Below are 26,573 nucleotides of genomic sequence, written 5' to 3'. Positions count from 1 at the left end.
ACCGGAGCCGCACTGCGTGAGCGTGACCCTGAAAGACGTCGCCGCTTTGGCTGGTGTATCGCGATCTGCCGTGTCGCGCACCTTTACCGAAGGTGCCTCGGTCTCTGCAAAAACACGCAGCAAGGTCGAAAAGGCCGCGCGAGAGCTTGGCTACAGTCCCAACGCCCTCGCCTCGTCCCTGACCACCGGGCGCACCAAACTGATCGGGTTGATTTCGAACAACTTTCACAACCCGATTTTTCTTGAGGTGTTCGATCAGTTTACCCGCGCCTTGCAGGAACGCGGGCTACGCCCTTTGATCGTGAACCTGACGGACGAGACCGAGCCCGCAAACTCGGTCCGCATGCTGCGCCAGTATTCGGTTGACGCGGCCATCGTTGCCTCTTCGACGCTGCCGCCCAGCTTTGCCAAGGCGTTCCACGATGCGGGCGTACCGGTGGTGCACACGTTCGGTCGCTCGGCCACCTCGCCCGAAGTGCATGTGGTGGGAATCGACAACGTCGAATGCGGGCGCATGGCCGCGCGCGAGCTTTTGGCGCGCGGATACAGGCGTGTCGGCTATCTGGGCGGGCCCAAAGATGCAACCTCGGCACTCGACCGGTATCGCGGGTTCATGGAAGAATTGGCAGATCATCCCGATATCGAATTAAGTCATTGTTTCGCAGGGGCTTATTCCTTCGAGGCCGGCCGCGCCGAAATGTTGCGCCTGTTGGCCAACACCCCGTCCGAAGCGTATTTCTGCGGCGATGACATCCTGTCTGTAGGCGCATTGTCCGCACTGGCTGATCACGGGCTGAAACCCGGTCAGGACATTGGAATTATCGGACTGAACGACATGGAAATGTCGCGCTGGGAAAGCGTTAACCTGACAACGATCCACCAGCCGATCAAGCAGATCATCACCTCATCCGTCGATCTGGTTGTCGAGATGCTGAAAGAGCCTCAGCGCTATCCCGAGGCCCGCATTTTCCCCTGCCGCGTGATCGAACGGGGCACATTGCGGCCCCGCCCCTGATCAGCGAAACATCGGCGGCCGCGCATCCCGCCACGCGCCATCGGCCTTGCCCGACGCAACAGCCGCGTGAACGGCCGCAATGGACCGCAGCCCATCTGCCGCACCGGGCAGACCGTCGCGCCTTTCTCCGCGGATTGCATCCGCCAGATCGCAATAGATATTGGCGACCGCCAGCGGGAACCCTTCGGGGTGCGCGATAGCGACCCGAGACAGGCGCTGCACTTCATCATGCAACCCCCCCTCACCCTTTTCGATGATCTGAGTACGCCCGCCGACCGGAGTATAGATCAACTGGTTGGGCTGTTCGGATGCCCAGCGCAGCCCACCGGTTTCGCCAAAGACCTGAATGTCAAAACCATGCTGCCGCCCGATCGCCACCGAAGATGTCCACAGGCGTCCAACCGTGCCGCCCTCCATCCGGAAGTTGATCATTGCATCATCTTCCAACTCACGGCTGGCGATGGTCGAGGCCATGTCGGCAGACAGGGTTTTCACCTGATCGTCACAGATGAAACTGGCCATGTGCAACGCATGGATACCGCAATCGGCAAACTGCCCCGACACCCCGGCCATCGCAGGGTCATAGCGCCAGCGTACGCGCGGGTTATCCGCATCTGTGGCGTCGCCATGATGACCGTGGCTAAAATTGGTCACCACCAGACGCACCTTGCCGATTTCGCCTGCGCGCACCATCGCGCGGGCCTGACGCACCATCGGATAGGCAGAGTAACAGTAGTTCACCGCGCAGATCCTGCCCGAGGCTTCGGCCACGCGAACAATCTCTTCTCCCTCTTCAACGGTCATGGTCATCGGCTTTTCGCACAAAACGTTAAAGCCTGCCTCAAGATACGCCTTGGTAATCTCGAAATGGGTCGAATTGGGCGTCGCGATGGTTACCAGATCAACCCGATCCTCGCGGTCTTTTTCACCCGCCAGCATCTCTTGCCAGTCACCATAGGCACGATCGGCAGCAACACCCAATCGCTGCGCGTATTCGCGGCCCACGTCGGGCCGGTGATCCAGCGCGCCAGCTGCAAATTCGAACAACCCGTCCGCCTGCGCCCCAAGGCGGTGTGCAGGGCCAATCTGGCTGCCTTCACCACCCCCGATCATGCCCCATCTCAACTTAGCCATGGTCATTGTCTCTCATTGGAATTGTCTCGTAGAGCGATCAGAAATCGCTGATGTCCTGCCACTGCCGCTGATCGGACGAGGCCAGCGCAGCGGCCAGCACGCGGTTGACCTCATGCCCGTCGCGGAACGTGGGCCAGATCGCCTCGCCGGTGTGGATGGCCTGTAGAAAGTCCTTGGCCTCGATGATGATCTGGTCCTGATAGCCGGTTCCATGACCCGGACCCTGACAGAAGGGCTCATAATCCGGGTGCGCGGGGCCGGTCAGGATCTTGGTGAAGCCGCGCGCGGCTTCGGGCCCTTCGCGCTTGTACAGCCACAGCGCGTTCTGGTCCTCCTGATCGAACCGGATCGCGCCTTTTGTTCCCGATATTTCATAGGCATAGCCCATTTTCCGGCCCGTCGCGACACGGCTGAAATACAGGTTTCCCATCACCCCGTTTTCAAACCGACACATCATCTGGGCATGGTCGTCATTTGTTACTTCACCACCTGGGCGGGTTTTGTGAACGGTCTCAACATCGGCCATCACCTGCGCAATGGGCCCGATCAGGGCCAATGCGCCGTTGACCATATGCGGGGCAAGATCGCCGATTGTGCCATTGGCCCTACCGGTTGTGCGCCAGGTGGCCGGGGCCTGCGGATCGGCATAGAAATCTTCGGTATGTTCGCCCCGGAACCACGTGATGTCACCAATCGCGCCATCGGCAATCAACTGGCGGGCATATTGGCTGGCGGGTGTGCGGATATAGTTGAACCCCACCATGTTCACCGCCCCCGAAGCCTCTGCCGCGGCAACCATCGCCCGACTGTCTTCAAGCGATGCGCCCAGTGGTTTCTCACACAAAACCGGTTTGCCCAAGGCAAAAGCCGCTTCGGCGATCTGACGATGTGTTGACTGAGGCGAGGCGATCACGATTGACTCGACCCTGGGGTCTTCAACCAAGATGCGCCAGTCATCGGTCGCTCTCTGAAATCCATAGGCCGCCCGGTAGCGTTCGGCACTGTCCGGGCTCGACGCGCAGATGACCTCAAGCCGGGGGCGCAACGCCGTGTTGAACACCGCACCGACGGCCGACATGGCAACGGAATGGGCCTTGCCCATATAACCGCCACCCACGATTCCCACTCCGATTTCAGGCATCTGCCATGGCCTCGCACATTGTGTTTGCAACCGGTTGCAAAATCAGTATCGTGTGAATCGATTCAACGCAAGGTCCAAACTTTGCCCACCCCACTTTGCCGGAGGATATGACGTGAGCGCTTTGATGGAGGGTATCAAAGGAAACCGCTTTGCCGTTCTGGGGCGTGCGGGTATGGACCTTTACGCAGACCCGGTCGGTGTCAAAAGCGAAGAGGCCGATACGTTCCATGCCGATCTTGGCGGCTCGTCCGCGAATATCTGCGCTGGTCTGGTCAAGCTGGGCAGTCAGGCATCCTTGATCACCTCCGTCTCGGACGATGCAATTGGTCGGTTCTGCCTCAACCGGTTGCAACATTACGGGGTGGATACCTCTTATATCCGCGTGTTGGGGGGTGAGTATCGCACCTCTCTGGCCCTGTATGAAAGCCGGACCGATAACTTTCAGAATGTCATCTACCGCAACGGTGCGGTCGATTTTCAGGTTACTGACGCGGATGTCGACAAGGTTGATTATTCATCCTTCTCGGCCCTGATCTCGGCTGGTACCGTCTTTGCGTCGGAACCCTCGCGCAGCGCCACGTTCCAAGGGTTTGAAAACGCGCGCAAAGCTGGCCTTCCGATCATTTTCGATGTTGATTACCGCCCCTACAGCTGGCCATCGCCAGAAATTGCCGCTGACGTTCTGTCCCGTGCGGGCGAAGCCTGTGACCTGATTGTCGGCAATGATGAAGAGTTCGGCTTCATGGCCGGCGGCATGGAAAAGGGCTTTGCCAAGGCACAGGACCTCGCCAGGAAACCGGGCCGGGTTGTCATTTACAAGATGGGCGAAAAAGGCGCCGTGACGCTGGCGGATGGGCAGGAAATCAGAACCGGGATCTACCCAGTGGACGCCATCAAGCCAGTCGGGGCTGGTGACAGTTTCATGGCAGGGCTTCTGGCTTCGATCGCGGCGGGGCACTCGCTGAAAGACTCGGTGATGCGCGGTTCCGCCTGCGCATCCATTGTCGTTTCCAAACCCGGCTGCGCCCCCGCCATGCCGACGACCCCCGAACTGAACGCGTTCCTCGCCTCTCACCCCGGCCCGACCACATAGGAGTATCCCATGCATATCGCGCCCTATGACAATCAGAACAAGCCCATCGTTGACGCCGGTGATCCGTCCGTTCCGCTGAACTATTTCAACATCGTCAAACTGAAAAAAGGCGAGGCGTTCGAATACCAGGTGCCGGGCTACGAGACCTGCATCGTCCCTGCAACCGGCAGCGTCGATGTGGATGTCGAAGGCGTTTCCTTCCCCAGTCTGGGCAACCGGGGCGAAGATGTCTGGGATGGCGAGCCCGAGGGCATCTATGTGCCCGTCGGCGCAAAGGTACAGGTGGTCTGCGTTTCTGACGCGACCGAGGTGTTCATTGCCGGTGCGAAATACGACAAGGTGCTGGACCCGTTCGATGTGCGCGAACACGACCTTGTGCAATATGGCAGCGACGACACCAAAACCCACCGCAAGATCAAACACATCCTTGGCCAAAAGCAACACGACAAGGTCGGCCGCCTGCTGGTGAGTGAGCTGTTCACCGTCGGTCAGGGCGGCTGGTCGGGCTTCCCCAGCCACAAGCATGACACCAACCGCCTGCCGGACGAGACCCGCCACGATGAGACCTATAATTTCCGGTTCAAGCCCAACTGGGGCTCGGGCCTTCAGATGTTGCAGCGCGAAGATAACCAGCCGGGCGACGCCTATCACATCGTGGATGGATCGACCGTTTGCATCGACAAGGGCTATCACCCCTGCTGCGTTTTGCCGGGGTACGAGATGTATTATTTCACCATCCTCGGCGGCCTGACCCAGCGTTCTCTGGTGCAGTATTTCCAGCCCACACATGCCTATCAGATCGAGACCATTCCTGGCATCAAAGACATGATTGCGAAATTCAAATGACCCTCGTCACACTGAAAGACGTCCTGCAACCCGCTTATGAACAGGGCTATGCCGTAGGCGGGCTGGTCACACTCGGCTGGGAAGACATGCGCGCCTATGTAGCCGCGGCCGAGGCCGAGAATGCGCCCGTGATCCTGCAAGCCGGACCCAGCTGCCGCGAGCACACGCCACTGCCGATCCTGGGCAAGATGTTCCGGTATCTGGCCGAAAACGCCTCGGTGCCCGTCGTGGCGCATCTGGACCACGGCTATACCTTCGAGGACTGCAAGATCGCGCTGGACAGCGGGTTCACCTCGCTGATGTTCGACGGATCGCGCAAACCCCTGCGGCAAAACATCGATGAAACCGCCGCAATTGCCGAGATGGCCCATGCGGCAGGGATTTCCTGCGAGGGCGAGATTGGTTTTGTCGGGTACTCGGGCGGTGAAGGATCGAACGGCACCGACCCGGCAGAAGCGGCCCAGTTCGCACGTGAAAGCGGTGTGGATGCGATGGCGATATCGGTCGGCAACGTCCATCTGCAACAAAACAAGGAAGGCGGTCTGGACGAAGCCCGTATTGCCGAGATCGACGCCATGACCACAGTACCTCTGGTCATTCATGGCGGGTCGGGCGTGCCGATAGATCAGCGCGTGAAGCTGTCCCGCGAAACCTCGATCTGCAAGTTCAACATCGGGACCGAGCTGCGTGTGGCGTTCGGAAATGCCATGCGTGAGGCCGTCAATCGTGACCCGGATCGGTTTGATCGCGTCACGATCCTGAAAGAAACCCACGATCCGGTCGAAGCCGCCGCGCGCATGGTCATCCGTGCCTTTGGCGCACCACCGCAACGTTAACGCGCGCTTTCGCCTTCAGATCGAGCCGCCCTCGACCATGAAGTTGCCCGCGCTGCACATGGCGGCGTCGTCCGAGGCCAGAAACAGAACCATGCGCGCGACATAGACAGGCTCTATCGGATCGGGCAGGCATTGACGGTCCACCTGTTTGGCCAGCGCCTCGGGCGTGACCCACAGGTCTTTCTGGCGCTCGGTCATGATCCAGCCCGGCACCACCGTGTTCACACGAATGCGGTGATCGCCCAATTCGCGCGCCATGGTGCGGGTCAGGCCATGCACCGCCGATTTGGCGGTGGCATAGGCCGGAAAACCTGCCCCGGCCTCCCACCAGGAATTCGATCCTATGTTGACGATCGAACCTGCGCCCTTGGCGATCATACCCGGGGCCACAGCCTGAATGGCAAAGAACATATGGCGGATATTGGTCGCCATCCGCTCATCCCAATAGTCCGGCGTCACCTCGCGCCAGTCGTGGCGGTCATCCTGGGCGGCGTTGTTGACCAGCACATCCGCCTCGCCCAGCTCCTCGACCAGTTGCTCCAGCGCAGCCCGCGTCCCTTCGATATCGCGCAGGTCACATTGCGCAAAGGCGTGTTCACCGTCCAAGTCCGCCAGCAGAGCATGGCCCGCATCCGCATTGATATCCAGAAACCCGACCTTCGCCCCTTGCGCGGCAAAGGCGCGAACGGTTTCCGCACCAATTCCCCCGGCCCCGCCGGTGATGATAACCGTTTTGCCCGCAAGGCTAGGGTAATTGGCGAAGTCTTGGCTCATCCGTCACGCTCCATGATCCATTCGACCTCGGGGGCCAGGGCAAACCGCCATTTGCGCAGGGGGCCCGCCATGACGTTCAGGTAATACATCTCAAACCCATAGGGCGCGCCGCAAGGGTGATGGCCACGCGGAACGATCACAACATCGCCATCGGAGACAGCCATCGTCTCATCCAACTGGCCATCATCGGTATAAACCCGCTGAATTCCGAACCCGTTGGCCGGGTTGAGGCGGTGGTAATACGTCTCTTCCAGATAGGTGATGCGGGGAAAATCGTCCTCATCATGTCGATGACTGGGGTAAGAGGACCAGTGCCCATTGGGCGTAAAGACCTCAGTCACCAGCAGACTGTCGGCATAATCCTCGTTCTCCATCGCGATATTGTTGATATACCGCGTATTCACACCCTTGCCGCGTTCGGTCAGCGTGATGCCATCCGGCCCGATCCGGCGCGCTTTGTGGCCGCCCTTACCCGGGGCCGAGCACACCGCCACAACGCAGTCGGTTTCCGCCACAGCCTCCCACTCGGTTCCGTTGGGCAGATACAGGCTATGCGGCGGTGTCTTTTCGAACACGTTCATCCGGTCGCCCAATACACCCCAGTCCTGACCGGCCCCGGTGATCCGTGCCTTGCCTTCGACCATCACCAGAATGATCTCGCGGTCTCCTGTCGCCTCGGCCGCCCTGTCGCCCGCTTGCAGATGATACAGCCCAAAACCCACATATCGCCATCCGGCACTGTCCGGGGTGATGTCATGTACCTTGCCACGGGTTCCAATAGGCTTCTTCAGCAGGTCTGCCATTCTTGTTCTCCTTATTGGGCGGGCCTAAACGGCCCGCCTGTATCGCCCTCAGGCCGCTTGCCGTGTTTGCAGGGCCGAAAGCGCCTCGGACAGTCGGGCCTCGGCCCACCCTTCCGATACGGCCCGGTGCAATATGTCGGCCTGGCTTTCAGGCGCGTTACCACCAATCGGCGGGTCGGTGTCCAGATTGGTCGGGAACGGATAGCCCTCAGCCGTTGCGGCAATAGCGGCATTCAGCTCTGCCGCACTCAGCGCCCCCCGTTGTTTCAGGGCGACCAGCGACGGAAACACCGCCTGCGACATGGACTGCCGGTCAACCATCTCCATCGCACGACCGAAGGCAGACGAGACCTGCAACAGGTTCGCCATCCGCTGAATATCCGCACTGCTGTTTTCCCCGGCAGCGTGGAACAGCGCCGGGTTGAAGAAAACGGCATCCCCCTTTTCAAGGGGCAACTGAATGTAGTTCTCTTCGAAAAACGCCCGGTGTGCCGCATCGTGAAAGGCCAGATATCCCGGCGCATAAAGCTGCGAAAACGGCAGCAGTTTGGTTGGGCCGCTTTCCACGGGCATGTCACAATGCGCAACCGCCCCCTGCAAGGTCAGCGAAGCCGTCACCAGATGGGCATGGGCCGGATACCGGGCGGCGCTGTCGGCGGTTTGAAAGCCCAGATGATAATCCCGATGCGCCTGCTGTGCCTTGCCGCCGGGGCGCACCTGATTGATTTGCGCGGTCATTTGATAGTTCGGCCCCAGCCACGCCTCGCAAGCCGCTGCAATGGCCACATTCCCGAAATAGAGCGCAAAGCCCTCGGGATCGCGCAAGCACAGTTTCTGTAACGCGTTCCATATCCGGTCATTCGCACCCGAGGCCGCGAAGTGGTCACCTTCCCCCGCCCCGCCCTGACGTTCTTCCTCGATAATCTGATGGAACACAGCGGTCGCCCGGTCGATCACAGACGTATCCGCAAATGCGCCTCTTAGAACGATCACACCCGCAGATTTGTCCAGCACATACGCCCATTCCGCCAGCAGCGCTTTTCTTTGATCTGCCTTCTCCAGCGCTGGGCGCAGCGCACGCATATCATAGATCGGAACGTTCTTTTGCACCGATGCGGCATGAGGCACCGCACCGGCTGTCAGGTTTTGCGAGGTCAACACCTTGAATTCATCCAGATCGCAGGATTCCCGGTCAAAATAGCCGACATATCCAAGGTCTTGATATACCATGACAAACTCCTCTTTCATGGCTTCGGTGTTGCCCCGTGGGGCGGTGATTAAACGGTGATCTCCAACCCTGCCTTGCCGCAAACCTCGACGATGTGGTCATAGCCCAATTTGGAGTACTCATAGGGCGGCGCCTTGGCGGGGTCCTGCTCTGCCTCGACCACGATCCAGCCCGCGTAATCCATTGCTTTCAACGCGTTGGCTACGGCCTGAAAGTCGATGCACCCATCACCCGGCACGGTGAATGCGCCGGCAATTACGGCATCCAGAAAGCTGCGATTGTTCTCGCGCGTGTCCTGCACGATGTCAGGGCGGATATCCTTGAAGTGGACATGGTGCACCCGGTCGCCCCAACGGTTCAGCGTGGCCATCACATCGCCGCCACCAAACAGCAGATGGCCCGTATCGAAACACAGCTTCAGCTCGGGGCCGGAACCCTGCATCAGCCAGTTCACCTCATCTTCGCTTTCGATGATCGTGCCCATGTGATGGTGATAGGCCATCGGCATACCCTGATCTGCCATCCATTTGGCAAGCTCGGTCAGCTTGGCCGCATAGGCCAGAACCTCGTCTTTGGACAGCTTCGGGCGGTCATTGACCGGCGTTCCGATCTGCCCCTGAACAGTATTGGAACACTCGGCGTAAACGATGCAGGGGCTGTTCAGCGCAACAAATTGTTCGACCTGTTCACGCACGACAGCGATTTCGGCGTCCAGGTCATTGACCAGAGTACTACCCGAGCACCAGCCGCCACACAACGCGATGTCATTGGCCTCCAGATAGGCGCGCAACCCTTCGGTGTCGCCCGGCATCCGCTGACCCCGTTCAACACCGGTATAGCCGATCTCGCGCGCTTCTTTCAGCGCCTGCTCCATCGTGTAGGCTGCGGTCAGGTCCGGCAGATCATCATTCTGCCAGGCAATCGGAGAAATACCGATCTTCACGCTCATTTGGTGTTTCTTTCCTTGATGGCGACCTCATAGGCCGCACGTTTTTCATTAACTTCCGGGCGGATGCTGACCTCGGGCACCGCCACTTCCCACCACGTTCCGCCATATTCGGTCGAAGGATAAGGATCGGTGTCGATCACCACCACATAAGGGCCTCTGACCTCGGCGCGTTTGGCCAGTGCCTCCTCAAGCTCGGCGATCGAGCTGACCTTGACCGCGGTCGCCCCCATTGCTTCGGCATGTTTGGCAAAGTCGATCACCGAATTTTCGCCGCCAATTGCGTGATCCAGCAGGTTGTTAAACTCGGCCCCGCCGGTTCCCATCTGCAAACGGTTGATGCAGCCAAAGCCGCGATTGTCGGTGACCACAACGGTGAACGAAATCCCCATCATCGCCGCCGTCGCCATTTCGGAATTCGCCATCATGTAAGTACCGTCGCCGGTAAAGCAGATCACGTCGCGGTCGGGCTGGGCCATCTTGATGCCCATGGCACCGGCGATCTCATACCCCATGCAGCTGAAGCCATATTCCATATGATAAGCACCGGGGCGCGGTGCCTTCCACAGCTTGTGCAGCTCACCCGGCATTGTGCCCGCGGCACACATGGCAACGGTGTTTTCATTGGCCGCCCGCTGCACGGCGCCAATCACCTGCATATCCGTGGGCAGCGCATTGCTGTCCGCTGGCGCGTCGGTCAACGCGTCGACCTTGGCAAACCACTCCGACTTCAGCGTCGCGGGCATATCAGGCGCGCGGTAACCGCCCAACGCGTCGCTCAGGTCACCCAGCCCAACGCGGGCGTCAGCCTGCAGCGGCATCGCGCCGTGCTTTGCCGCGTCATAGGCGGCTGTGTTCAGGCTGATCAACTCCCGCTCGGGGTTTGCGAACAATCCCCAGGACCCGGTGGTGAAATCCTGAAAGCGGGTGCCGACGCCCAGCACCAGATCAGCCTCGGCGCAGATATCATTGGCAGGCTCACCGCCTGTGACGCCAATCGGACCAAGGTTCAGGGGGTGATCCCAGGCCAGCGCGGATTTACCGGCCTGCGTCTCGGCCACCGGCACGTTGTGCGCTTCGGCAAAGCGCTGCAACGCGGCGGTCGCATCCGAATAATGCACACCACCCCCGGCCACGATCACAGGGCGCTTGGCTGCCTTGATTGCGGCCACAGCACGCGTCAGCTCACCCTCATCCGGGCGAATGCGGCGCTGATACCAGACGCGCGGCTCAAAAAAGCTAACGGGATAGTCATAAGCCTCGGCCTGCACGTCCTGACAAAAGGCCAGCGTCACGGGTCCGCAATCCGCCGGGTCCGTCATGGTGCGGAAGGCACGCGGCAGCGCCGTCAACAGGTGCTCCGGCCGGGTGATGCGGTCGAAATAGCGGCTGACCGGTCTGAAACAGTCATTTGCACTAATAGTTCCGTCCGAGAACACTTCGGGTTGCTGCAAAACCGGGTCAGGGCCACGCGTGGCGAACACGTCACCGGGCAGCAACAAAACCGGCAGGCGGTTCACATGGGCCAGCGCCGCAGCGGTAACCATGTTGGTGGCCCCCGGCCCGATGGACGAAGTGACCGCCATCGCCCGCCTGCGCCCCAACTGCTTGGCATAGGCAATCGCGCAATGCGCCATGGTCTGCTCATTATGACCGCGATAGGTGGGCAGGCTGTCTTTCACACCGTGCAACGCCTCGCCCAGACCGGCCACGTTGCCATGGCCGAAAATCGCCCAGACACCTGCGATAAAGGGCTCTCCGCCCTCGTTCATCTGCGCGCCCAGATAGCGCACCAGAGCCTGCGCCGCGGTCAGTCGGACTTTCTTGCTCATCATGATCCCTTTCAACTCAGCTCCGCCTTTGGCGGCCTGCGGGTTTTCTCATTTGCGAAGGTGCCAGCTTTTGTATCAAAGCCTGAAAAAAGTGGGGCGTCACGTGCCACGGCCCGATGGATGCCCCATTGGGGCATCCAAGTTCTGTACTTTAAACCGTACCGCCCAGCGATCCTTCTAGCTCGGCCATTTCCTGACCGCCTGCCATCAGGTCCTGCAACTGCTCTGGCGTGATCTCGCCACGCGTTGCTGTGCCCAGCGTCTTGCCCCGGTTCAAAACGGTGAACCTGTCACCCACCGCCAGCGCGTGACGCACGTTGTGGCTGATGAAAACCACGCCGACGTCCTGACTGCGCACCTTGTCGATGGTGGCCAGAACGTTCGAAGTCTGGCGCACACCAAGGGCCGAGGTCGGCTCGTCCAAGATCAGGATCTTGGCACCAAAATACACGGCGCGGGCAATGGCAACGGTCTGCCGTTCCCCCCCAGACAAGGTGCCAACAGCCTGATCCGGCCCGCGCAGGTTGATGCCCATCTTGCGCATCTCTTCCATGCAGACCTCATTCGCGTGTTCAACATCGAACCGTTTCAGCAGACCCTTACCCTTGGTCGGCTCGCGCCCCATGAAAAAGTTGCGCGTGACGCTCATCAGCGGGATCATCGCCAGATCCTGAAACACGGTCGCAATGCCTGCCTCCATCGCATCCCGCGGAGTGTCAAAATGCAGCGGTTTGCCCTCGAAAAAGATCTCGCCCTTGGTGGGTTTATGTACCCCGGACATGGTCTTGATGAAGGTCGACTTGCCCGCGCCGTTATCGCCCAGCAGGCAGTGGCATTCACCCGGTTTGACGTCGAAACTGACGCCCGCCAATGCGATGATGTTGCCAAAGTGCTTCTCGATATCCTTCATTTCCACGATGGGGGCCTGATCGCCTGCCGCATCGCCATGGTGGAACTTGGTATCTTCGGTCATATCAGCGCTCCCCGGTTACGCGTTTGCGGATCGCGTTGTTGAACAGAACGGCAATCAGCAGCATCGCGCCCAGGAACACCTGGAACCAGTCCTGATCGAAATCCGTATAGGTCAGTCCGATGACAACCATGCCAAAGATGATCGAACCAAAGAACGCCCCGATGGCCGAGCCATATCCGCCCGTCAGCAGACAGCCCCCGATCACGGCAGCGATGATCGCCTCGAATTCTTTCTGGAAACCACGCCGTGCGTCGGTCGAGCCCGCGTCGATCACCGTAATGATGGCCACCAATGCAGCGCAACAGGCGGTCAGCATGAACAGAGACACCTTGATCTTGCTCACGGGAACACCGGAATTCGATGCCGCAGTGCTGTCACCGCCCGCCGCGAAAATCCAGTTCCCCGCCGGGGTTCGCAGCAACACATAGGTGGCGGCCAATGCCAGCACGATGAACCACAGGATTTCGACCGGAACGCCGGGCACCTTGGGTGCTCCGCTTTTGAAGGTGTCGATCATGCCATTGGCCGCCAGCCAGGCAAACAGGCTGCCAAAGGCTTCGCCCGAAAAGAACGGCGCCAGCCAGTCGTTTTCAACCACGTCACGCACACCGCGCAACTGGGTCGACCCTCCGGTCGCCGCTTTGAGGCCAACAAGGGACAAGCCACGCAGAATGAACAGGAAAGCCAGCGTCACGATAAAGGACGGCAGACCGGATCTTATGACGATATTGCCGTTCACCGCCCCGACGAATGCCGCGAATACAAATGTCATGGGGATCGCAACGATCAGTGGCAACTGCCATGTCACCACACAGACGCCGAAAAACAAGCCCGCGAACGCCACCATTGAACCGATGGACAAATCAAACTCGCCACCGATCATCAAAAGGGCCGCACCGATTGCCAGAATGCCCAGCTGTGCCGCAGGTGTCATGAAGTTCATGACCCCGGCCAGGGTAAACATCGAATCGTCTGCTGTGATGGCAAAGAAGATGACCACCAGAACGACGCCCGCCATCGCACCGAGTTCGGGCCGTTTCATGAGCTTGGTCATGAAAGGTTCTTTCTTGACCCTTTCGTCCCCGGCGATTTGTGCTGAGTCACTCATCGTTTCCTCCCACTTGGGTGGGAACGGCGCCACCGCGCCGCCCCGTTTTGTTCAGGTTGCGGTATGGATCAGCGGATGCCCTGCGCGGACAGCTCGATCACCTGCGCGGCCTTGTCCTGAGTGATCAGGTTCGGACCCGAAGGAACATTACCACCGGGCATCAGGCCGTATTTGGCGTGCAGGCCCATGAAGTTCACCGACAGATACCCTTGCAGATACTGCTGCTGATCAATGGCAAAGGCCGCGTCGCCATCCGCAATCGATTGCAGGAAGTTGGCCGACAGGTCGAAGGACGCAACATTCACGTCACGGCCCGATGCTTTGACAGCGGCAACAGTCGGCTCTCCGGCCGAGCTTGCACCCAGCGCCATAACCGTATCGACGGCTTCGTTAGCAGCCAGAGCAGCCGAGACTTTCGACTCGATTTCCGACGGATCGTTCGAGGTCGGCAGAACTTCGACATTACCGCCAAAGCCTTCCGCGAAACCTGCACAACGCAGGTCCAGCGCAACGTTGCCCACTTCGTGGTTCACACAGATCGCGGTTTTGCCCCCCATCGAAGCCAGTTGTTCGCCCGCAGCTTTCCCGGCGTCAAACTCGTCCTGACCCACGTGCAGCAACGCACCCAGCTGTTTCGACACATCCGACCCCGAGTTGATCGAGATCACCGGGATGCCTGCGGCAACGGCGCGTTCGATCGACGGGCCAAGCGCATCCGCATCCGGGATCGAAACGATCAGGCCATCGGGCTCCTGGTTCACGGCAGCGTCGATCAGCTGCGACATGGCCACCATGTCGAAAGTTTCCGGAGCGCGGTATTCCACATTCACTCCGACATCCTTGCCAGCCTGTTCAACACCGTTCTTCACGACGTTCCAGAATGCGTCATTGGCCTGGCCATGCGATACGACCACGATGTCCTGCGCAAGAGCGGGCGTCGCCAGGGCCAGTGCCCCTGCGGCAAGTGCACCTTTAACGAATTTCTTCATTTCAGTTTCCTCCCATTGGTTCAGTCTGATCTTCTGTTGGGGTACCGGCCCCAATCATCCGGCTGTGCCGAATCTCAGTGGCTGCGGCTCAGGGCCGAGCTGTCGTTAGTTTGAAGAATTTTGGTCATTTTGCAACCGGTTTCAAAATTTCCTCCATCCGGACGGGCATTCCCGTCTGCGCTGACAGGGTCGCGGCCTCGGCCATCGCCAGCGCCGCCACACCATCCTGCAACGTGACGGGAACGTTGGAACCGCCGCTGACGGCATCAACAAATGCGGCCCATTCCACGCGATAGGCCGGCATGTAGCGTTCCAGAAAGAAATAAGTCGGCTTTGCGCCCACAACGCCATCTGCCGTCGATTTCACGACGGTGTTTTCCAGCATGTTATGCGCCTGCAACAACCCTTCCGAACCCAGCACCTCGACCCGCTGATCATAGCCATAGGCCGCCCGGCGCGAGTTCTTGATGACCGCAATCCGGCCGTCTGCGTAAGTCATTGTGACCACGGCCGTGTCCACATCGCCTGCTGCGCCGATCTCTGCATCCACAAGCGACGATCCCACCGCTGTGACGGTCTGGGGCACATCCCCCATCAGAAAGTTCGCCATGTCGAAATCGTGGATCATCATGTCCCGAAACAGTCCTCCGGACACTTTTACGTAGCTGACCGGTGGCGGGGCCGGGTCAAATGACGTGATCGACAACAGTTCGGCCTTGCCGATTTCACCCGCGTCCAGCCCGGCCTTCAAAGCTGCAAAATTGGGATCGAACCGCCGGTTAAACCCGATCATGACAGGTTTGCCGCGCCCCGCGACCGCTTTCAGACAATCCTGTGCCCTCTGAAGGCTCAGATCGACGGGCTTTTCGCACAGAACGGCTTTGCCAGCGCCCGTGGCCGCCTCGATCAGGTCGGAATGCGTATCCGTCGGCGTTGCAATCAGAACCGCGTCAATCTCGGGATCAGCGATAATTTCTTCTGACCTGCGCGCCTCGGCCCCATATTCATCCGCGAGGTTGTTCGCCGCCTCGGGCAGCGCATCGGATACCGCACACAGCCTGCTTCCCGGATGGGAAGATATGGCCTGCGCATGAACGCGCCCGATACGTCCGGCACCCAGCAATCCGACCCTCAACATGCAGCTCTCCCGAATCTTGTTGTTGTGCGTAACAATGATTTTCTTTGCAACCGGTTGCAATATATTTTTTGCATCGCCCCCGGTTTTGCCAGCGGTTCCCGCAGCCTCAACACGAATACCGCGCAAAAAACCGGTCTGATCTCAACAGGATTGCACTGCCTGACATGCATATTTCCGCGCAAATACCAGCCTACGGGAATCCCCCAATATCGCCGCACGGTGAATCACGTTAGATTGTACTTAAGGAACACGTACTACCACTCTGTGACCCCCTTAGAGGGGCTGGCATGACCCCCTCGTCCAGCCCCTCATACCACACCAAAAAGCCACAAGATCACGACGCGCCGACCAAAGCAGGCGCATGTCCGGTATTGATCTGGTTTGCAAATGGCGATCCCTGAAGGACTCGAACCCTCAACCTGCTGATTAGAAGTCAGCTGCTCTATCCAGTTGAGCTAAGGGACCGCTGCGCCCTTCTTGCGGTTTTTACCCGCGGGGTTCAAGAGGCAAGCGCATGAATGCGCTGTTGGGATCGTCAACATACCCAAAGATAGGCCCGCAATAGGAATATCCCAGCGACTCATACAGCTTACGGGCGGCATCATATTCGCGAAGATGGCTCGCCCCGGTCTCAAGAACCAAAGCCTCGCACCCCTCTGCGCCAGCCTGTTCAGCCAGATGCACCATCAGCACGCGCGCCAGCCCGCGCCCTCTTGCCTGCGCCAGAATATGCACTGATTTTACTTCGGCGGTTCCATCGGGCAGCGCTTTCAGCGCACCGCATCCCAATGGCTCCTGTCCGTCAAAAATGGCCCAGAACCGCACCCCCGGCCCAGCCAAGGCTTCAGCGTCCATCGTGTGGTTGCTTTCCGCAGGTCCCGCAGTTTCACCATGGGCAAAATGCGCATCGACAATCGGGCGCAATACGTCCGATGTCGGGTCAGCCTTTCGGATTTCGATCATTCAGTGCGTCCAGGGGCCGCGCCGGTCGGTTGCGAAATTCTCGCCATAGCCCCGCGCGCGCAGATTGGGTTTGCGCTTGTGCGGCTCGCTGACCTCGGCATCGATACCGTGGGCCTTGGCATAATCCAGCGCCTCTTCCCGCGTGTCGAACTTCAGGCGCACCTGAGCCTGCGTGTCGCTGGACGACGTCCAGCCCATCAGCGGATCAACCTCGCGCGCCGAGGCCGGGGCGTATTCCAGAACCCATTTGCGGGTCTTGGCCATCCCCGAGGTCATCGCATTTCTTGCGGGCTGGTAGATCCGTGCGCGCATGTCGCCTCTCCGTACTCACTTGGCTGAGCCCGTTTATGCTTCAGAGCGCGCCCGGGGGCAAGATTGCAATTGTCGCGGCTCCGCCTGCGAACTCATGCCAGAAACTGTCATCAGGTCGGAATAGGGTCTCGCCAAACAAACGCAAGAACATCACACCGTCTCACCCGTCGCACGGCCTCAGACCGCATAGCGGGCAATGAATCCGGATCGGCCCTTGCAGTTGGACAAAATAAGAACAAATGTAAGGGCCTGACGCCCGGAGCCTGCCAATGCCTTACGCCCATTCCGACAAGACCCAACTGACCGCCGAAGACGTGCGCGCGCGCCTGAAACTGGAAGGCGGCAAGCAATTCGTGATGCATACCGAATTCAATCCGGCGGGCGATCAGCCCACGGCGATCAAGGAACTGGCGGGCGGCGTGCTGGACGGGGAACGCGATCAGGTGCTGCTGGGCGCGACCGGAACGGGCAAGACCTTCACCATGGCCAAGGTGATCGAGGAAACCCAGCGCCCCGCCATCATCCTGGCCCCCAACAAGACGCTGGCGGCGCAGTTATACGGTGAATTCAAGGGCTTCTTCCCCGAAAACTCGGTGGAATATTTCGTGTCCTATTACGACTATTACCAACCCGAAGCCTATGTGCCGCGCTCTGACACCTACATAGAAAAAGAATCCCAGATCAACGAACAGATCGACCGGATGCGCCACTCGGCCACGCGGGCGCTGCTGGAACGCGATGACGTGATCATCGTCGCCTCGGTGTCGTGCATCTACGGTATCGGTTCGGTCGAAACCTACGGGGCGATGACGCAGGATCTGAAGGTCGGTCACGAATACGACCAGCGGCAGGTGATGGCCGATCTGGTGGCCCAGCAATACCGCCGCAACGATCAGGGGTTTCAGCGCGGCTCGTTCCGGGTGCGGGGCGACAGTCTGGAAATCTGGCCCGCCCACCTTGAAGACCGCGCCTGGAAACTGTCCTTCTTCGGCGAGGAACTGGAACAGGTCACCGAATTCGACCCGCTGACCGGCGAAAAAACCGACACGATGGACCATATCCGGGTCTATGCGAACTCCCACTACGTGACGCCGAAACCGACGATGCAGCAGGCCATCATCGGGATCAAAAAAGAACTGCGGATGCGCCTCGACCAGCTGGTCGGCGAAGGCAAACTGCTCGAGGCGCAGCGGCTGGAACAGCGCACCAATTTCGATCTGGAAATGCTCGAGGCCACCGGCGTCTGCAACGGGATCGAGAACTATTCGCGCTATCTGACCGGCCGCGCTCCGGGCGAACCGCCACCAACCCTGTTCGAATTCATCCCCGACAACGCCATCGTCTTTGCCGACGAATCCCATGTCAGCGTGCCGCAGATCGGCGGCATGTACCGGGGCGACTACCGGCGCAAGTTCACGCTGGCCGAACACGGGTTCCGCCTGCCGTCCTGCATGGACAACCGGCCTTTGAAGTTCGAGGAATGGGATGCCATGCGCCCGCAATCCGTCTTCGTCTCGGCCACCCCCGCCGCGTGGGAGCTGGACCAGACCGGCGGCGTCTTCACCGAACAGGTGATCCGCCCCACCGGCCTGCTGGACCCGCAGGTCGAAATCCGCCCCGTGTCGATGCAGGTCGACGACCTGCTGGACGAGGTGCGCAAGGTCGCCGCCGATGGCTACCGCACATTGGTCACGACGCTGACCAAACGCATGGCCGAGGATCTGACCGAATACCTGCACGAACAGGGTATCAAGGTGCGCTACATGCATTCCGATATCGACACGCTGGAACGGATCGAGATTCTGCGCGACCTGCGTCTGGGCGCCTTCGACGTGCTGGTCGGCATCAACCTGTTGCGTGAAGGGCTCGACATTCCCGAATGCGGGCTGGTCGCCATTCTGGATGCCGACAAGGAGGGCTTTTTGCGGTCCGAGACCTCGCTGGTTCAGACCATCGGCCGCGCCGCGCGCAACGCCGAGGGCCGGGTGATCATGTATGCCGACAAGATCACCGGTTCGATGGAACGTGCGCTGGCCGAAACCGACCGCCGCCGCGCCAAGCAGATGGCCTATAACGAAGAACACGGTATCACGCCCGCGACCGTGAAAAAGAATGTCGAGGATGTTCTGGCCGGGCTGTACGAGGGCGACGTCGACATGAACCGCGTCACCGCGACCATCGACAAACCGATGCACGGCGCCAACCTCGAGGCGCACCTGAACGGGCTGCGCGACCAGATGCGCAAAGCCGCCGAGAACCTGGAATTCGAAGAGGCCGCCAACATCCGGGATGAGATCAAACGCCTGGAAGCGGTCGATCTGGCCATCGCCGACGACCCCATGGCCCGCCAATGGGCGGTCGAGAAAGCCTCGGAGGAGGCAGTGAAATCGCGCGGACGGTCAACGGCTGGACGACCCGGGCAACGGGGTGGGAATGTGAAGAGAAGGAAGCGGTAGGTTAAAACGCAACTGACGGTTGCAATTTGCCTCAAAGCAGGAAATCTATCTTCTTAGACAATCGGTTTAGGAAAGTTTTTTGATCACGCTTCTTATTGCAGTTGGACTGCTCGGAACAATTTCACTCCTAGCAATGGTTTGGGTATGGGTAAGTGTGCTCGCAGGATGGCGCGAAGCGTCGCCCGGCAGAAGTATATCAATGCTATGGTTCGTGCTCCTTTTGATGATCATCTGGGGACTTGGAGTAGATTCGAGCTTTAGCGGCTTACGAATGCTGGCGCTAGCTGTATGGCCCGCCTCAATCCTATTTTTACTGGGAGATGCTTTAACCGCGAGACTTTTTGTTTTTTTCTTTGCGGCGTTGATTTTACTGTTTTTGGTGGCCGCAGCCGCTGCGATCATGCCGGGCAAGGCAAAAATACCGACTATTATTGTTGGCGCAATGCTTACAGTGATAGGTCCGGTCGCGTTGCAAAACCTGCAAGTGCAATGGCAAATGAAAAGATACGCGAAAGCATCCGAGTTACGCATCATAGAACGTTCGTCTTTGTTCAAGTCCATTCGAGATCGCTCCGACGGTTACCAGTCCCCACATGGCGTCGCGTGTAACAGCGAGAATTGGCCGTTTCTTTGGAGTTATCGGCACAGAGACTGGATCGCACTGCCGTCCAACACCCGTTACGGCGGTGATACTAAGGAAAGAGTTATGAGCGTTTGCCTGAGTAGGTAAGTCACATCCCACACTCCACCCTTGCAGCCCAGCGCGCACTCCTCCACGTTTGAATTCACAAATTGTGTTTCCAAGCGGTTGCCATGACGAACCCGAACACCCTGGCCAGACCACATGAGGTCCAAATCGCTGTTCTCTCCAAATAAAAGAAAGGGCGGGTCTATCCCCGCCCTAACCGCTACCCCTTATCCCAATGGGCAATCACGTCGTACCCAACCGGCGTCGGTGGGCCTTCCATGAATTCGGCGAAATGGCCCCACAGCTCGGCCACTTTGGGTGCGTTTGCGTTCGAGGTCGCCTCGCTTTCGACCACCGAGATCACATAGCCCGAACCATCCTCGTTCATCACGTTGGTAAAGCTGTGCATGCCGGGCATACCCATGATGTCGGATTTCAATTCATTCATCTTCGCCGTCGCCGCCTCGCGCGTACCGGGCTTCATTTTGTATTGGGTAATTCGTGCAAACATCACTATCCTCCGTCGTCTGGCGAAATTGCCATGTAACACGGCCGGAACGGCCCCGCCGCGCGTACTCTAGCACGGCAGTCCGAAATCTCGCATTGATACCGGCGATTTGCGCCGATTTTCAACCATACACCGCACTGCATCCGGGTGGCTGTCCCTTCAGGGTTGCAGCCTCGCCCCCAGTGCGGTTGTTTTTGCACCGATGGATGCTTGATCCCTATCAATGCCGCACCACGAATGCGTCGGCAAAGTGGGTCCCATGCAAACACAGAACCCAACCGGAATTGACGCCTACAAACCCGCCCAGATCGCCGAAGTGGTTGAAACCGCTGGCGTTGCCAAGGCACATCTCACGGTCGGTCAGACGCTGACTCTGGCGATACACGCGGGCGTGTTCATCGGCTTCGGCGGGGCCGCCTTCACCATGGTCATGACCGGCGTTGACCCCGGATTCGGACCGGCCCGGTTTCTGGGTGGCGTCGTGTTCTCGCTGGGCCTGATCCTTGTGATCGTCGGCGGAGCCGAGCTGTTCACCGGTAACGCCCTGATGACCATCGCGGCGGTGGACAGGAAAATCTCGCCGCGCGCCCTGCTGCGCAACTGGGGCCTCGTGTACCTTGGGAACTTGGTCGGGTCTATCGCGCTGGCTCTGGCCTTCGCTGCAACCGGTTTGCTGGACGGGCCCATGGGGGCCACCGCATCAGCAATCGCAAATGGCAAGGCCGACCTCTCTGCCACCCAGGCGTTTGCGCGCGGCATTCTGTGCAACGCGTTGGTCTGCCTTGCCGTCTGGCTGAGCTTCGCGGCCAGAACAGCGGCGGGCAAGATCATGGCGGTACTCTGGCCCATAGCGGCGTTTGTCCTCTTGGGGCTCGAACATTCGGTCGCCAACATGTACCTGCTGCCGCAGGGCGCGCTTGCCGGTGCCGATTTCGGTTTGGGCGCGGCCATGGGCAACCTGTTCTGGGTCACGATCGGCAATATTGTCGGCGGCGCAGGCGGCGTCGCGCTTGCCTATCGCTTTGCTTATCTGCGCAAGATACCCCAATGAACACGCCGAACCTCCGGTCGGGGACGCGGCAAACCCCGGCATTTCAAACTTGCACCCCGCCCCACCCTCCTCCACGTTTGAAATCACAAATTGTGATTCCAAACGGCTGCCATGACGAACCCGAAAAACCTGCCCAGCGCGCATGAGGTGCAAAGCGCAATTCACAGGGTGCGCGGCACCCGCGTGGTGCTGGCCGAGGATCTGGCGCAGTTCTACGGAAAATCCGTCAGTGCGTTTAATCAGGCGGTGTCGCGCAACACCGACCTGTTCGAAGGCTACCGCTTTCAGCTGACCGATGCCGAGGTTGCCGATTTGCAATCACAGAATGTGATTTCAAAACCCAAAGGCCGCGGCGGGCGGCGGGTCAATCCGTGGGTCTATACCGATTACGGCGTGGCCATCGCCTCGGCCCTGTTCAAGGACCCGCGCGCGATCAAGATCACGCGGATGATCACCGAAGCCTTTGTCGATGGCGCGAACGCTCTGGCCGAGGTTCCACGCAACCTGCCGGAAATCCTGCCGCCCGAGGATGCACCCACCCCGCTGCTGCCCAATGGCGACCAACTGCGCGAACTGGCCGAAAACATCCTCGATTCCGGCCAGCAGAGCCTTGTCGATTATATCGCCAACCCCACCACCAAGCGCCAACAGGCCGTGGCGGTGATCATGAAGACGCTGGCCGAAACCGCCGGGGAAGAGGTCCGCACTCAACAGGAACGCCTGCGCCTGCGTATCGCCGAACGGCTGGCCACCGGCGATTATGCCAGTGACGACGATCGCAAAGGGTTGTTGGAATTGCTACAGGCGATGAAAGGCTAGCCCCTTCCCGCCCCCCGAAAATCAGGGGCGCACGAACTTGGCGCTTCCCACCGACCGTTCGCGCGGCTTTGGCTGGTCCTGCGCCTGCACGGTGGTCGCGCGTGGCAGCTCCAGCTCGGCATACCCGCAGGCCACCCCGTCACCATCCGGGTCGTTGCGCTCATGATATCCCGGCTGCCCTGCGCGGAATGGACCGATCCCCATGGCCTGTGTCGCATCACACCCCGCCAGCGCGATCAGGTGGATCACCGCCTCGTCCCGCTCATAGCCCGAGGTGCGCAGAAAGACGCCCGTGGCAATCAGCACGGTCGTCAGCGGCAGCAGCAGAACCATGATCAGGATCCGCAGCGGGGACAGCGCCTGCCGCCGCGCCGCCTCGGCGCGCTGGTGTCGTCTGGCCGAGCGCGGGTTCAGATCAGGTGCTTCCTGCGAGGGTTTCTTGAACAACATGCCCCGACCCATAAGGGCAATATGTGGCAAAGCCGAGGCAACACAGTTCCACCGGGTTCAAAAAATCTGGCCCGGCCCGAAACCACCGCCCGCACAGGCACAATTTTGCTTACTGCCAGTGATGTCCGACCGTTACCGGACCACATGCACCGCGCAAGGGGCGTGGCGTACGATATGGGACGCGGTTGACCCCAGCAGCAGATCCTGCATCCCCGGCCGGTGCGAGGCCACGATGATCAGGTCCGGGTGATGCGCCTCGGCCCAATCCAGAATGGTCCGGCCGGAATGCCCTTCGACCACCACGCCCGTGGCATTCGGCAATTGCGACGCCAGCGTATCAAGCTCTGACTGAATCGCCTTTCGGGCCTCGGACAGATATTCCGCCGGCATGTACGAGATTGCATAATTCGGAATATGCTCAACCACATGCAGCAATGTGACCTGCGCGTCCGGTGTGGCCAGAACCCGGGCCAGTTTCAACGGCCCGGACGTGTCTCTTTCAGCATCGAAAGAAATCGGAACGAGAATGTTGTGATACATAGCATGCGCCTCCGTTTTGCAGACTTACTTTGAAACAGACATGCACCGCAGGCTTTGATTCAGGTCAGGTAGAGCCAAATGTCTCTGCAACGTCATACATGACCGGCTCAAAGCTCTTGCACAGCTCGTTGATCTTGCGGTTGCGGTCGCGCATCTCGGGGGTCCGCAGCATGGCCAGGAAATCCTCGCGACGTTGCCATTGCGAATAGTTGGCAATCCGGGTTTGCGCATCATTCACATGAAGCCCCGCAGAAACAAAGCCGGGCTGCTTCGAAATGAACTCGGAATAGGCGTCGGTCAGCGCTTCCAAAAGGTCCTGACAGGTGCCGGGCGTCATTTCAAACGTGGTGATAACTGTCTGAACACTGGCGTTTTTGGCGATTTTCGGCATCGGGATTCTCCATTTCTTTCCCCAAGCCTAGCACATCAGATTGAAACGTCGCCTATTTCCTTACCGCTGCGCCAATCCGCGCTTTTCTGCGCCCGTTTATCAGGCGGCTGGCAACCCGGTATGGGCGGCCAGCCGCTGTTTCAACGCTCCATGCGCATCGTGACCGAGACCTCGCCTTTCAGGTGATCCGGCCAGCGCAGAATAAGACTGTCGCCACTGACCCCCTGTTCCGTCAGAACATGAGGGGCCGAATAGACAAGGTTGTTGAACACCCCGGTCAGCGACCCGATGGCAGTGACCCCGTCGCAACCGCGCGCCTTGCCGCCAAACGGCAATTCGCCGTTTGCCGAAACAGTCCAGACATTCGCGACCGAGTTCTGCTGGCTGCGGATGCGCAGCGGGTTCGAGGATCTCTTGCCAATCCCGTGATAGGTATTGTTCTCGTAGGTCACGTTCGAATGCCTGTTATTGTCCAGATCGGCAAAAGACGTATCGACCCGTTCCGCCCGGTCGATCGAACCGCTGGTGGCGCGGAACTTGTTCCCGGTCACCGTCACACCATTCAGGTAATGGCCAGCGCCATAGGGGCGGATGATGATATAGCTGAACCAGGCCGGTGCATCGCTCGAGAAAAAGATATTGTCCGTGATGCTCATCGAACTGAACGAGAACCCGCTGGTATAGGTGGGTGCCGCATCGCGTTCATTGGTCCATTCGATAAAGCAGTTGTCGACATAGTTCTCGGCAATGGTCGAGGTGTTGTAGGTGCCGATCATGATCAGCCCCGCGGTACGGACCCCTTGCGGGATGCCGTCGCCCTGAAAGAAATGGTTGCCCAGAACCAAGTTGGTACCGCCGCCCAGAACGGCAAAATGCTTGAACCGCACCGCCCGATTGTGACGCAGCTTCACGTCGTTCGAGTTGGTGTTCAGCCCGATGGAATTCCGGTCCGTCACGTCAAGCGCTTCTTCTGAGGACAAGAACTGGCAATTGTCGATCAGCAGCCCCTTGCACCCCGTCGCGGTCGAGGTCAGTCCCCGATCCTTCGGGCGACTGATAAAACAGTCCTTCAACGAAAATGTGCTGCCCGAGGCCGCCAGACGAATGCCGCTGCACCGGCTGTTGCACTGAAACTCGATCTGTTCCATGCCGAATTTCCGCAACGTATCGAAACCGCTGAAATCCAGCAGGTATTTGAACGACTGAAAGGTAAAGGTCTGGGTACCGGCGGCGTCATAGATGGGCGCACTCAGGGTTATCTCACCGGCACCTATGTTCTTCGAGCGCACATAAACCTCACGCCCGACACCACTGCCCTCAACCAGCGATCCTACCGGAATATTGGCCACATTGGCGACATTGGTCAGGCGTGTCTTGTCCGACGGGTCATAGGTGGCGACAGAGGTGAAGGTTTCGGTGTCCCAGGCGGTACCGCTTTTGACATCGAACTGCCCGTTACGGATCACGCGGCGCGTGGAAAAGCCGCTTTGCTTGTTGGGAACCGCAGCGGCCATGTCGATCGGCGTGGAAACGGAAATCTTGCGCCCGCCCAGATCCAGCGAGTCATGATCCGAATTGTTCAGCAGAGCCTGAAACGCCTTCTTGAAGGCCAGCTCCTCATCTCCGAACGCCTCGATATATGCGGGCAGATGGAAATCCTTGGTCAGCAAAAGCATTTTGTCATCCGGCATTGTGACGGTGCCTTCGAATTCAATCTCCGCATCGATGCTGGTGTTTTCCGCAAGGTGATAGCTGCCTTGCGGAACAAAGACCCGGCGGCCACCGGCAGCCTGATCCGCCGCCTCAAACGCAACCGAGTCATCCGTCACACCGTCACCAACGGCACCAAAGTCGCGCACATCGACCAGGCTGATCATCTCGCGCAGAAAAACCCCGGTGACATCGGTGATCTCAAGATCATCGACACGCACCAGCGCGCCGTTGGCCCCTTCGATATCCAGGCCGAAATGCCCGTAAAGGGCAGCCAGCCCCCAGGGCATGTCCACGCCCGGGCGCTGGCCGGTTCCGACAATCGCGGTGATCTCGTGAACCGTGCCATAGCCCGACAGCTGGGTGGCCGGACCCTGCTCCACAACACCGGCCACATGCGCATCGCCCGCGCCACCGGCCCAAGCTGCGATGCGCACCGACGGCAACGGTCCACTGATCGCCTTGACCCGGGCTTTGATCTGCAAATAGCAACCGGGCAGGATCGGCGTCTGCCCCATGTAACGCAATTGCTGCGTTGTGTTGACCTTCAGGATCTCAAGACAACCGGCAAAATCCGCATCCGCCGGAACAAATACCCCGGTGCCGGACCCGCCATATGTGGGCGATCCGGGCGTTCCGTCCCCCGCAGACCAGACGGTCAGACCATTCGCGAATTGAGGCGGCATGAACACGATGCCGTCGGTGATTGCCTTGTTCATTGAAAACCCTTTCCCAATCGCGCCGCGCAAATCCGGCGACGCGTTCAAACCCCGTGTTCAGGTCCGCCCCGAACGCGACAGTCTGGATATCGAAAAGGAATTAACCACGG

General features: G+C 59.6%; 26 protein-coding genes and 1 tRNA gene. 8 read left to right on the top strand and 19 right to left on the bottom strand.

Annotation, left to right across the window (positions count from 1 at the left end; all coding sequences use genetic code 11):
- The first annotated feature begins 16 nt into the window (after positions 1-16).
- The gene (locus ACR0AP_RS11185) at positions 17-1,015 is read left to right on the top strand and encodes a LacI family DNA-binding transcriptional regulator (RefSeq protein ID WP_480506802.1); all 999 of its coding nucleotides are present in this window, start codon (positions 17-19) and stop codon (positions 1,013-1,015) included.
- On the opposite strand, the gene ACR0AP_RS11180 is transcribed toward ACR0AP_RS11185, so the two are convergent.
- Positions 1,016-2,149 carry a Gfo/Idh/MocA family protein gene (locus tag ACR0AP_RS11180; RefSeq protein ID WP_480506801.1) on the bottom strand — a complete coding sequence of 378 codons (1,134 nt, stop codon included), beginning with the start codon at positions 2,147-2,149 and terminating at the stop codon, positions 1,016-1,018.
- A 37-nt stretch (positions 2,150-2,186) separates the two neighbouring features.
- A complete protein-coding gene (locus ACR0AP_RS11175; RefSeq protein WP_480506800.1) occupies positions 2,187-3,290 on the bottom strand; it encodes a Gfo/Idh/MocA family protein in 1,104 nt (367 codons plus the stop codon).
- Positions 3,291-3,414: 124 nt separating this feature from the next.
- On the opposite strand from ACR0AP_RS11175, the gene iolC reads away from it, so the two are divergent.
- Genes iolC through ACR0AP_RS11160 form a run of 3 tightly spaced genes read left to right on the top strand, consistent with a single transcriptional unit; the run spans position 3,415 to position 6,065 of the window.
- Positions 3,415-4,383, top strand: a complete 969-nt coding sequence (gene iolC / locus ACR0AP_RS11170; RefSeq protein WP_480506823.1) for a 5-dehydro-2-deoxygluconokinase — start codon at positions 3,415-3,417, stop codon at positions 4,381-4,383.
- Between the two features lie 9 nt (positions 4,384-4,392).
- Positions 4,393-5,229, top strand: coding sequence for a 5-deoxy-glucuronate isomerase (locus ACR0AP_RS11165; protein ID WP_480483307.1), 837 nt, complete (start codon positions 4,393-4,395; stop codon positions 5,227-5,229).
- Positions 5,226-6,065 (top strand): class II fructose-bisphosphate aldolase, encoded by an 840-nt coding sequence (locus tag ACR0AP_RS11160; protein WP_480506799.1) that lies wholly within the window; start codon positions 5,226-5,228, stop codon positions 6,063-6,065. Before ACR0AP_RS11165 ends, ACR0AP_RS11160 begins: the two co-directional genes overlap by 4 nt.
- 15 nt (positions 6,066-6,080) lie before the next feature.
- Here the strand turns inward: ACR0AP_RS11160 and ACR0AP_RS11155 are convergent, their stop codons facing one another.
- From ACR0AP_RS11155 to ACR0AP_RS11100, 12 genes are all read right to left on the bottom strand, one after another.
- A complete protein-coding gene (locus ACR0AP_RS11155) occupies positions 6,081-6,839 on the bottom strand; it encodes an SDR family NAD(P)-dependent oxidoreductase (protein WP_480483303.1) in 759 nt (252 codons plus the stop codon).
- Positions 6,836-7,642, bottom strand: coding sequence for a 5-deoxy-glucuronate isomerase (gene iolB / locus ACR0AP_RS11150; protein WP_480506798.1), 807 nt, complete (start codon positions 7,640-7,642; stop codon positions 6,836-6,838). The genes ACR0AP_RS11155 and iolB overlap by 4 nt, the downstream gene beginning before the upstream one ends.
- 48 nt (positions 7,643-7,690) lie before the next feature.
- Positions 7,691-8,872, bottom strand: a complete 1,182-nt coding sequence (locus ACR0AP_RS11145; RefSeq protein ID WP_480506797.1) for a phytanoyl-CoA dioxygenase family protein — start codon at positions 8,870-8,872, stop codon at positions 7,691-7,693.
- Between the two features lie 47 nt (positions 8,873-8,919).
- Positions 8,920-9,819 (bottom strand): myo-inosose-2 dehydratase, encoded by a 900-nt coding sequence (gene iolE / locus ACR0AP_RS11140; protein ID WP_480506796.1) that lies wholly within the window; start codon positions 9,817-9,819, stop codon positions 8,920-8,922.
- The gene (gene iolD / locus ACR0AP_RS11135) at positions 9,816-11,648 is read right to left on the bottom strand and encodes a 3D-(3,5/4)-trihydroxycyclohexane-1,2-dione acylhydrolase (decyclizing) (protein WP_480506795.1); all 1,833 of its coding nucleotides are present in this window, start codon (positions 11,646-11,648) and stop codon (positions 9,816-9,818) included. The genes iolE and iolD overlap by 4 nt, the downstream gene beginning before the upstream one ends.
- Positions 11,649-11,799: 151 nt before the next feature.
- On the bottom strand, positions 11,800-12,621 hold the full coding sequence (locus tag ACR0AP_RS11130; protein WP_480506794.1) for an ATP-binding cassette domain-containing protein: 822 nt from the start codon (positions 12,619-12,621) through the stop codon (positions 11,800-11,802).
- A 1-nt stretch (position 12,622) separates the two neighbouring features.
- Complete coding sequence (locus tag ACR0AP_RS11125; RefSeq protein ID WP_480506793.1) at positions 12,623-13,729, bottom strand: ABC transporter permease; 1,107 nt, start codon at positions 13,727-13,729, stop codon at positions 12,623-12,625.
- Positions 13,730-13,797: 68 nt separating this feature from the next.
- Positions 13,798-14,718 (bottom strand): sugar ABC transporter substrate-binding protein, encoded by a 921-nt coding sequence (locus ACR0AP_RS11120; RefSeq protein WP_267364100.1) that lies wholly within the window; start codon positions 14,716-14,718, stop codon positions 13,798-13,800.
- 124 nt (positions 14,719-14,842) lie between these two features.
- Positions 14,843-15,856 carry an inositol 2-dehydrogenase gene (gene iolG / locus ACR0AP_RS11115; protein ID WP_480506792.1) on the bottom strand — a complete coding sequence of 338 codons (1,014 nt, stop codon included), beginning with the start codon at positions 15,854-15,856 and terminating at the stop codon, positions 14,843-14,845.
- 388 nt (positions 15,857-16,244) lie between these two features.
- Positions 16,245-16,321: transfer RNA gene (locus ACR0AP_RS11110), tRNA-Arg, on the bottom strand.
- Between the two features lie 21 nt (positions 16,322-16,342).
- Complete coding sequence (locus ACR0AP_RS11105; protein ID WP_480506791.1) at positions 16,343-16,819, bottom strand: GNAT family N-acetyltransferase; 477 nt, start codon at positions 16,817-16,819, stop codon at positions 16,343-16,345.
- Positions 16,820-17,131, bottom strand: coding sequence for an ETC complex I subunit (locus ACR0AP_RS11100; protein WP_267366439.1), 312 nt, complete (start codon positions 17,129-17,131; stop codon positions 16,820-16,822).
- Positions 17,132-17,400: 269 nt separating this feature from the next.
- Here ACR0AP_RS11100 and uvrB point away from each other — a divergent pair, with 269 nt between their 5' ends.
- The gene (uvrB, locus tag ACR0AP_RS11095; RefSeq protein ID WP_480506790.1) at positions 17,401-19,587 is read left to right on the top strand and encodes an excinuclease ABC subunit UvrB; all 2,187 of its coding nucleotides are present in this window, start codon (positions 17,401-17,403) and stop codon (positions 19,585-19,587) included.
- A gap of 79 nt (positions 19,588-19,666) precedes the next feature.
- Positions 19,667-20,317 (top strand): hypothetical protein, encoded by a 651-nt coding sequence (locus ACR0AP_RS11090; protein ID WP_480506789.1) that lies wholly within the window; start codon positions 19,667-19,669, stop codon positions 20,315-20,317.
- Positions 20,318-20,495: 178 nt separating this feature from the next.
- Here the strand turns inward: ACR0AP_RS11090 and ACR0AP_RS11085 are convergent, their stop codons facing one another.
- Positions 20,496-20,786, bottom strand: a complete 291-nt coding sequence (locus tag ACR0AP_RS11085; RefSeq protein ID WP_209507883.1) for an antibiotic biosynthesis monooxygenase family protein — start codon at positions 20,784-20,786, stop codon at positions 20,496-20,498.
- Between the two features lie 256 nt (positions 20,787-21,042).
- Here ACR0AP_RS11085 and ACR0AP_RS11080 point away from each other — a divergent pair, with 256 nt between their 5' ends.
- Positions 21,043-21,834, top strand: a complete 792-nt coding sequence (locus tag ACR0AP_RS11080; RefSeq protein WP_480506788.1) for a formate/nitrite transporter family protein — start codon at positions 21,043-21,045, stop codon at positions 21,832-21,834.
- Between the two features lie 111 nt (positions 21,835-21,945).
- A complete protein-coding gene (locus tag ACR0AP_RS11075; RefSeq protein WP_209507887.1) occupies positions 21,946-22,653 on the top strand; it encodes an ORF6N domain-containing protein in 708 nt (235 codons plus the stop codon).
- Between the two features lie 21 nt (positions 22,654-22,674).
- On the opposite strand, the gene ACR0AP_RS11070 is transcribed toward ACR0AP_RS11075, so the two are convergent.
- From ACR0AP_RS11070 to ACR0AP_RS11055, 4 genes are all read right to left on the bottom strand, one after another.
- A complete protein-coding gene (locus ACR0AP_RS11070; RefSeq protein WP_209507889.1) occupies positions 22,675-23,103 on the bottom strand; it encodes an excalibur calcium-binding domain-containing protein in 429 nt (142 codons plus the stop codon).
- Positions 23,104-23,235: 132 nt separating this feature from the next.
- Complete coding sequence (locus ACR0AP_RS11065) at positions 23,236-23,643, bottom strand: universal stress protein (protein WP_209507891.1); 408 nt, start codon at positions 23,641-23,643, stop codon at positions 23,236-23,238.
- Between the two features lie 64 nt (positions 23,644-23,707).
- Positions 23,708-24,034 (bottom strand): antibiotic biosynthesis monooxygenase family protein, encoded by a 327-nt coding sequence (locus ACR0AP_RS11060; protein WP_209507893.1) that lies wholly within the window; start codon positions 24,032-24,034, stop codon positions 23,708-23,710.
- A gap of 140 nt (positions 24,035-24,174) precedes the next feature.
- Positions 24,175-26,463, bottom strand: coding sequence for a glycosyl hydrolase family 28-related protein (locus ACR0AP_RS11055; RefSeq protein WP_480506787.1), 2,289 nt, complete (start codon positions 26,461-26,463; stop codon positions 24,175-24,177).
- Between the last annotated feature and the right edge of the window lie 110 nt (positions 26,464-26,573).

Source organism: Ruegeria sp. AF7 (assembly GCF_056541885.1).
The sequence above is the reverse complement of the archived record's forward strand: the minus strand, read 5'-3'. Positions and strand labels throughout refer to the sequence as shown.

What these genes read in the sequence shown, in the direction of transcription:
- ACR0AP_RS11180 (WP_480506801.1), bottom strand. Translation starts at nt 2,149, where the DNA reads ATGGCTAAGTTGAGATGGGGCATGATCGGGGGTGGTGAAGGCAGCCAG.
- ACR0AP_RS11175 (WP_480506800.1), bottom strand. Translation starts at nt 3,290, where the DNA reads ATGCCTGAAATCGGAGTGGGAATCGTGGGTGGCGGTTATATGGGCAAG.
- iolC (WP_480506823.1), top strand. Translation starts at nt 3,415, where the DNA reads ATGGAGGGTATCAAAGGAAACCGCTTTGCCGTTCTGGGGCGTGCGGGT.
- ACR0AP_RS11165 (WP_480483307.1), top strand. Translation starts at nt 4,393, where the DNA reads ATGCATATCGCGCCCTATGACAATCAGAACAAGCCCATCGTTGACGCC.
- ACR0AP_RS11160 (WP_480506799.1), top strand. Translation starts at nt 5,226, where the DNA reads ATGACCCTCGTCACACTGAAAGACGTCCTGCAACCCGCTTATGAACAG.
- ACR0AP_RS11155 (WP_480483303.1), bottom strand. Translation starts at nt 6,839, where the DNA reads ATGAGCCAAGACTTCGCCAATTACCCTAGCCTTGCGGGCAAAACGGTT.
- iolB (WP_480506798.1), bottom strand. Translation starts at nt 7,642, where the DNA reads ATGGCAGACCTGCTGAAGAAGCCTATTGGAACCCGTGGCAAGGTACAT.
- ACR0AP_RS11145 (WP_480506797.1), bottom strand. Translation starts at nt 8,872, where the DNA reads ATGGTATATCAAGACCTTGGATATGTCGGCTATTTTGACCGGGAATCC.
- iolE (WP_480506796.1), bottom strand. Translation starts at nt 9,819, where the DNA reads ATGAGCGTGAAGATCGGTATTTCTCCGATTGCCTGGCAGAATGATGAT.
- iolD (WP_480506795.1), bottom strand. Translation starts at nt 11,648, where the DNA reads ATGAGCAAGAAAGTCCGACTGACCGCGGCGCAGGCTCTGGTGCGCTAT.
- ACR0AP_RS11130 (WP_480506794.1), bottom strand. Translation starts at nt 12,621, where the DNA reads ATGACCGAAGATACCAAGTTCCACCATGGCGATGCGGCAGGCGATCAG.
- ACR0AP_RS11125 (WP_480506793.1), bottom strand. Translation starts at nt 13,729, where the DNA reads ATGAGTGACTCAGCACAAATCGCCGGGGACGAAAGGGTCAAGAAAGAA.
- ACR0AP_RS11120 (WP_267364100.1), bottom strand. Translation starts at nt 14,718, where the DNA reads ATGAAGAAATTCGTTAAAGGTGCACTTGCCGCAGGGGCACTGGCCCTG.
- iolG (WP_480506792.1), bottom strand. Translation starts at nt 15,856, where the DNA reads ATGTTGAGGGTCGGATTGCTGGGTGCCGGACGTATCGGGCGCGTTCAT.
- ACR0AP_RS11105 (WP_480506791.1), bottom strand. Translation starts at nt 16,819, where the DNA reads ATGATCGAAATCCGAAAGGCTGACCCGACATCGGACGTATTGCGCCCG.
- ACR0AP_RS11100 (WP_267366439.1), bottom strand. Translation starts at nt 17,131, where the DNA reads ATGCGCGCACGGATCTACCAGCCCGCAAGAAATGCGATGACCTCGGGG.
- uvrB (WP_480506790.1), top strand. Translation starts at nt 17,401, where the DNA reads ATGCCTTACGCCCATTCCGACAAGACCCAACTGACCGCCGAAGACGTG.
- ACR0AP_RS11085 (WP_209507883.1), bottom strand. Translation starts at nt 20,786, where the DNA reads ATGTTTGCACGAATTACCCAATACAAAATGAAGCCCGGTACGCGCGAG.
- ACR0AP_RS11080 (WP_480506788.1), top strand. Translation starts at nt 21,043, where the DNA reads ATGCAAACACAGAACCCAACCGGAATTGACGCCTACAAACCCGCCCAG.
- ACR0AP_RS11075 (WP_209507887.1), top strand. Translation starts at nt 21,946, where the DNA reads ATGACGAACCCGAAAAACCTGCCCAGCGCGCATGAGGTGCAAAGCGCA.
- ACR0AP_RS11070 (WP_209507889.1), bottom strand. Translation starts at nt 23,103, where the DNA reads ATGTTGTTCAAGAAACCCTCGCAGGAAGCACCTGATCTGAACCCGCGC.
- ACR0AP_RS11065 (WP_209507891.1), bottom strand. Translation starts at nt 23,643, where the DNA reads ATGTATCACAACATTCTCGTTCCGATTTCTTTCGATGCTGAAAGAGAC.
- ACR0AP_RS11060 (WP_209507893.1), bottom strand. Translation starts at nt 24,034, where the DNA reads ATGCCGAAAATCGCCAAAAACGCCAGTGTTCAGACAGTTATCACCACG.
- ACR0AP_RS11055 (WP_480506787.1), bottom strand. Translation starts at nt 26,463, where the DNA reads ATGAACAAGGCAATCACCGACGGCATCGTGTTCATGCCGCCTCAATTC.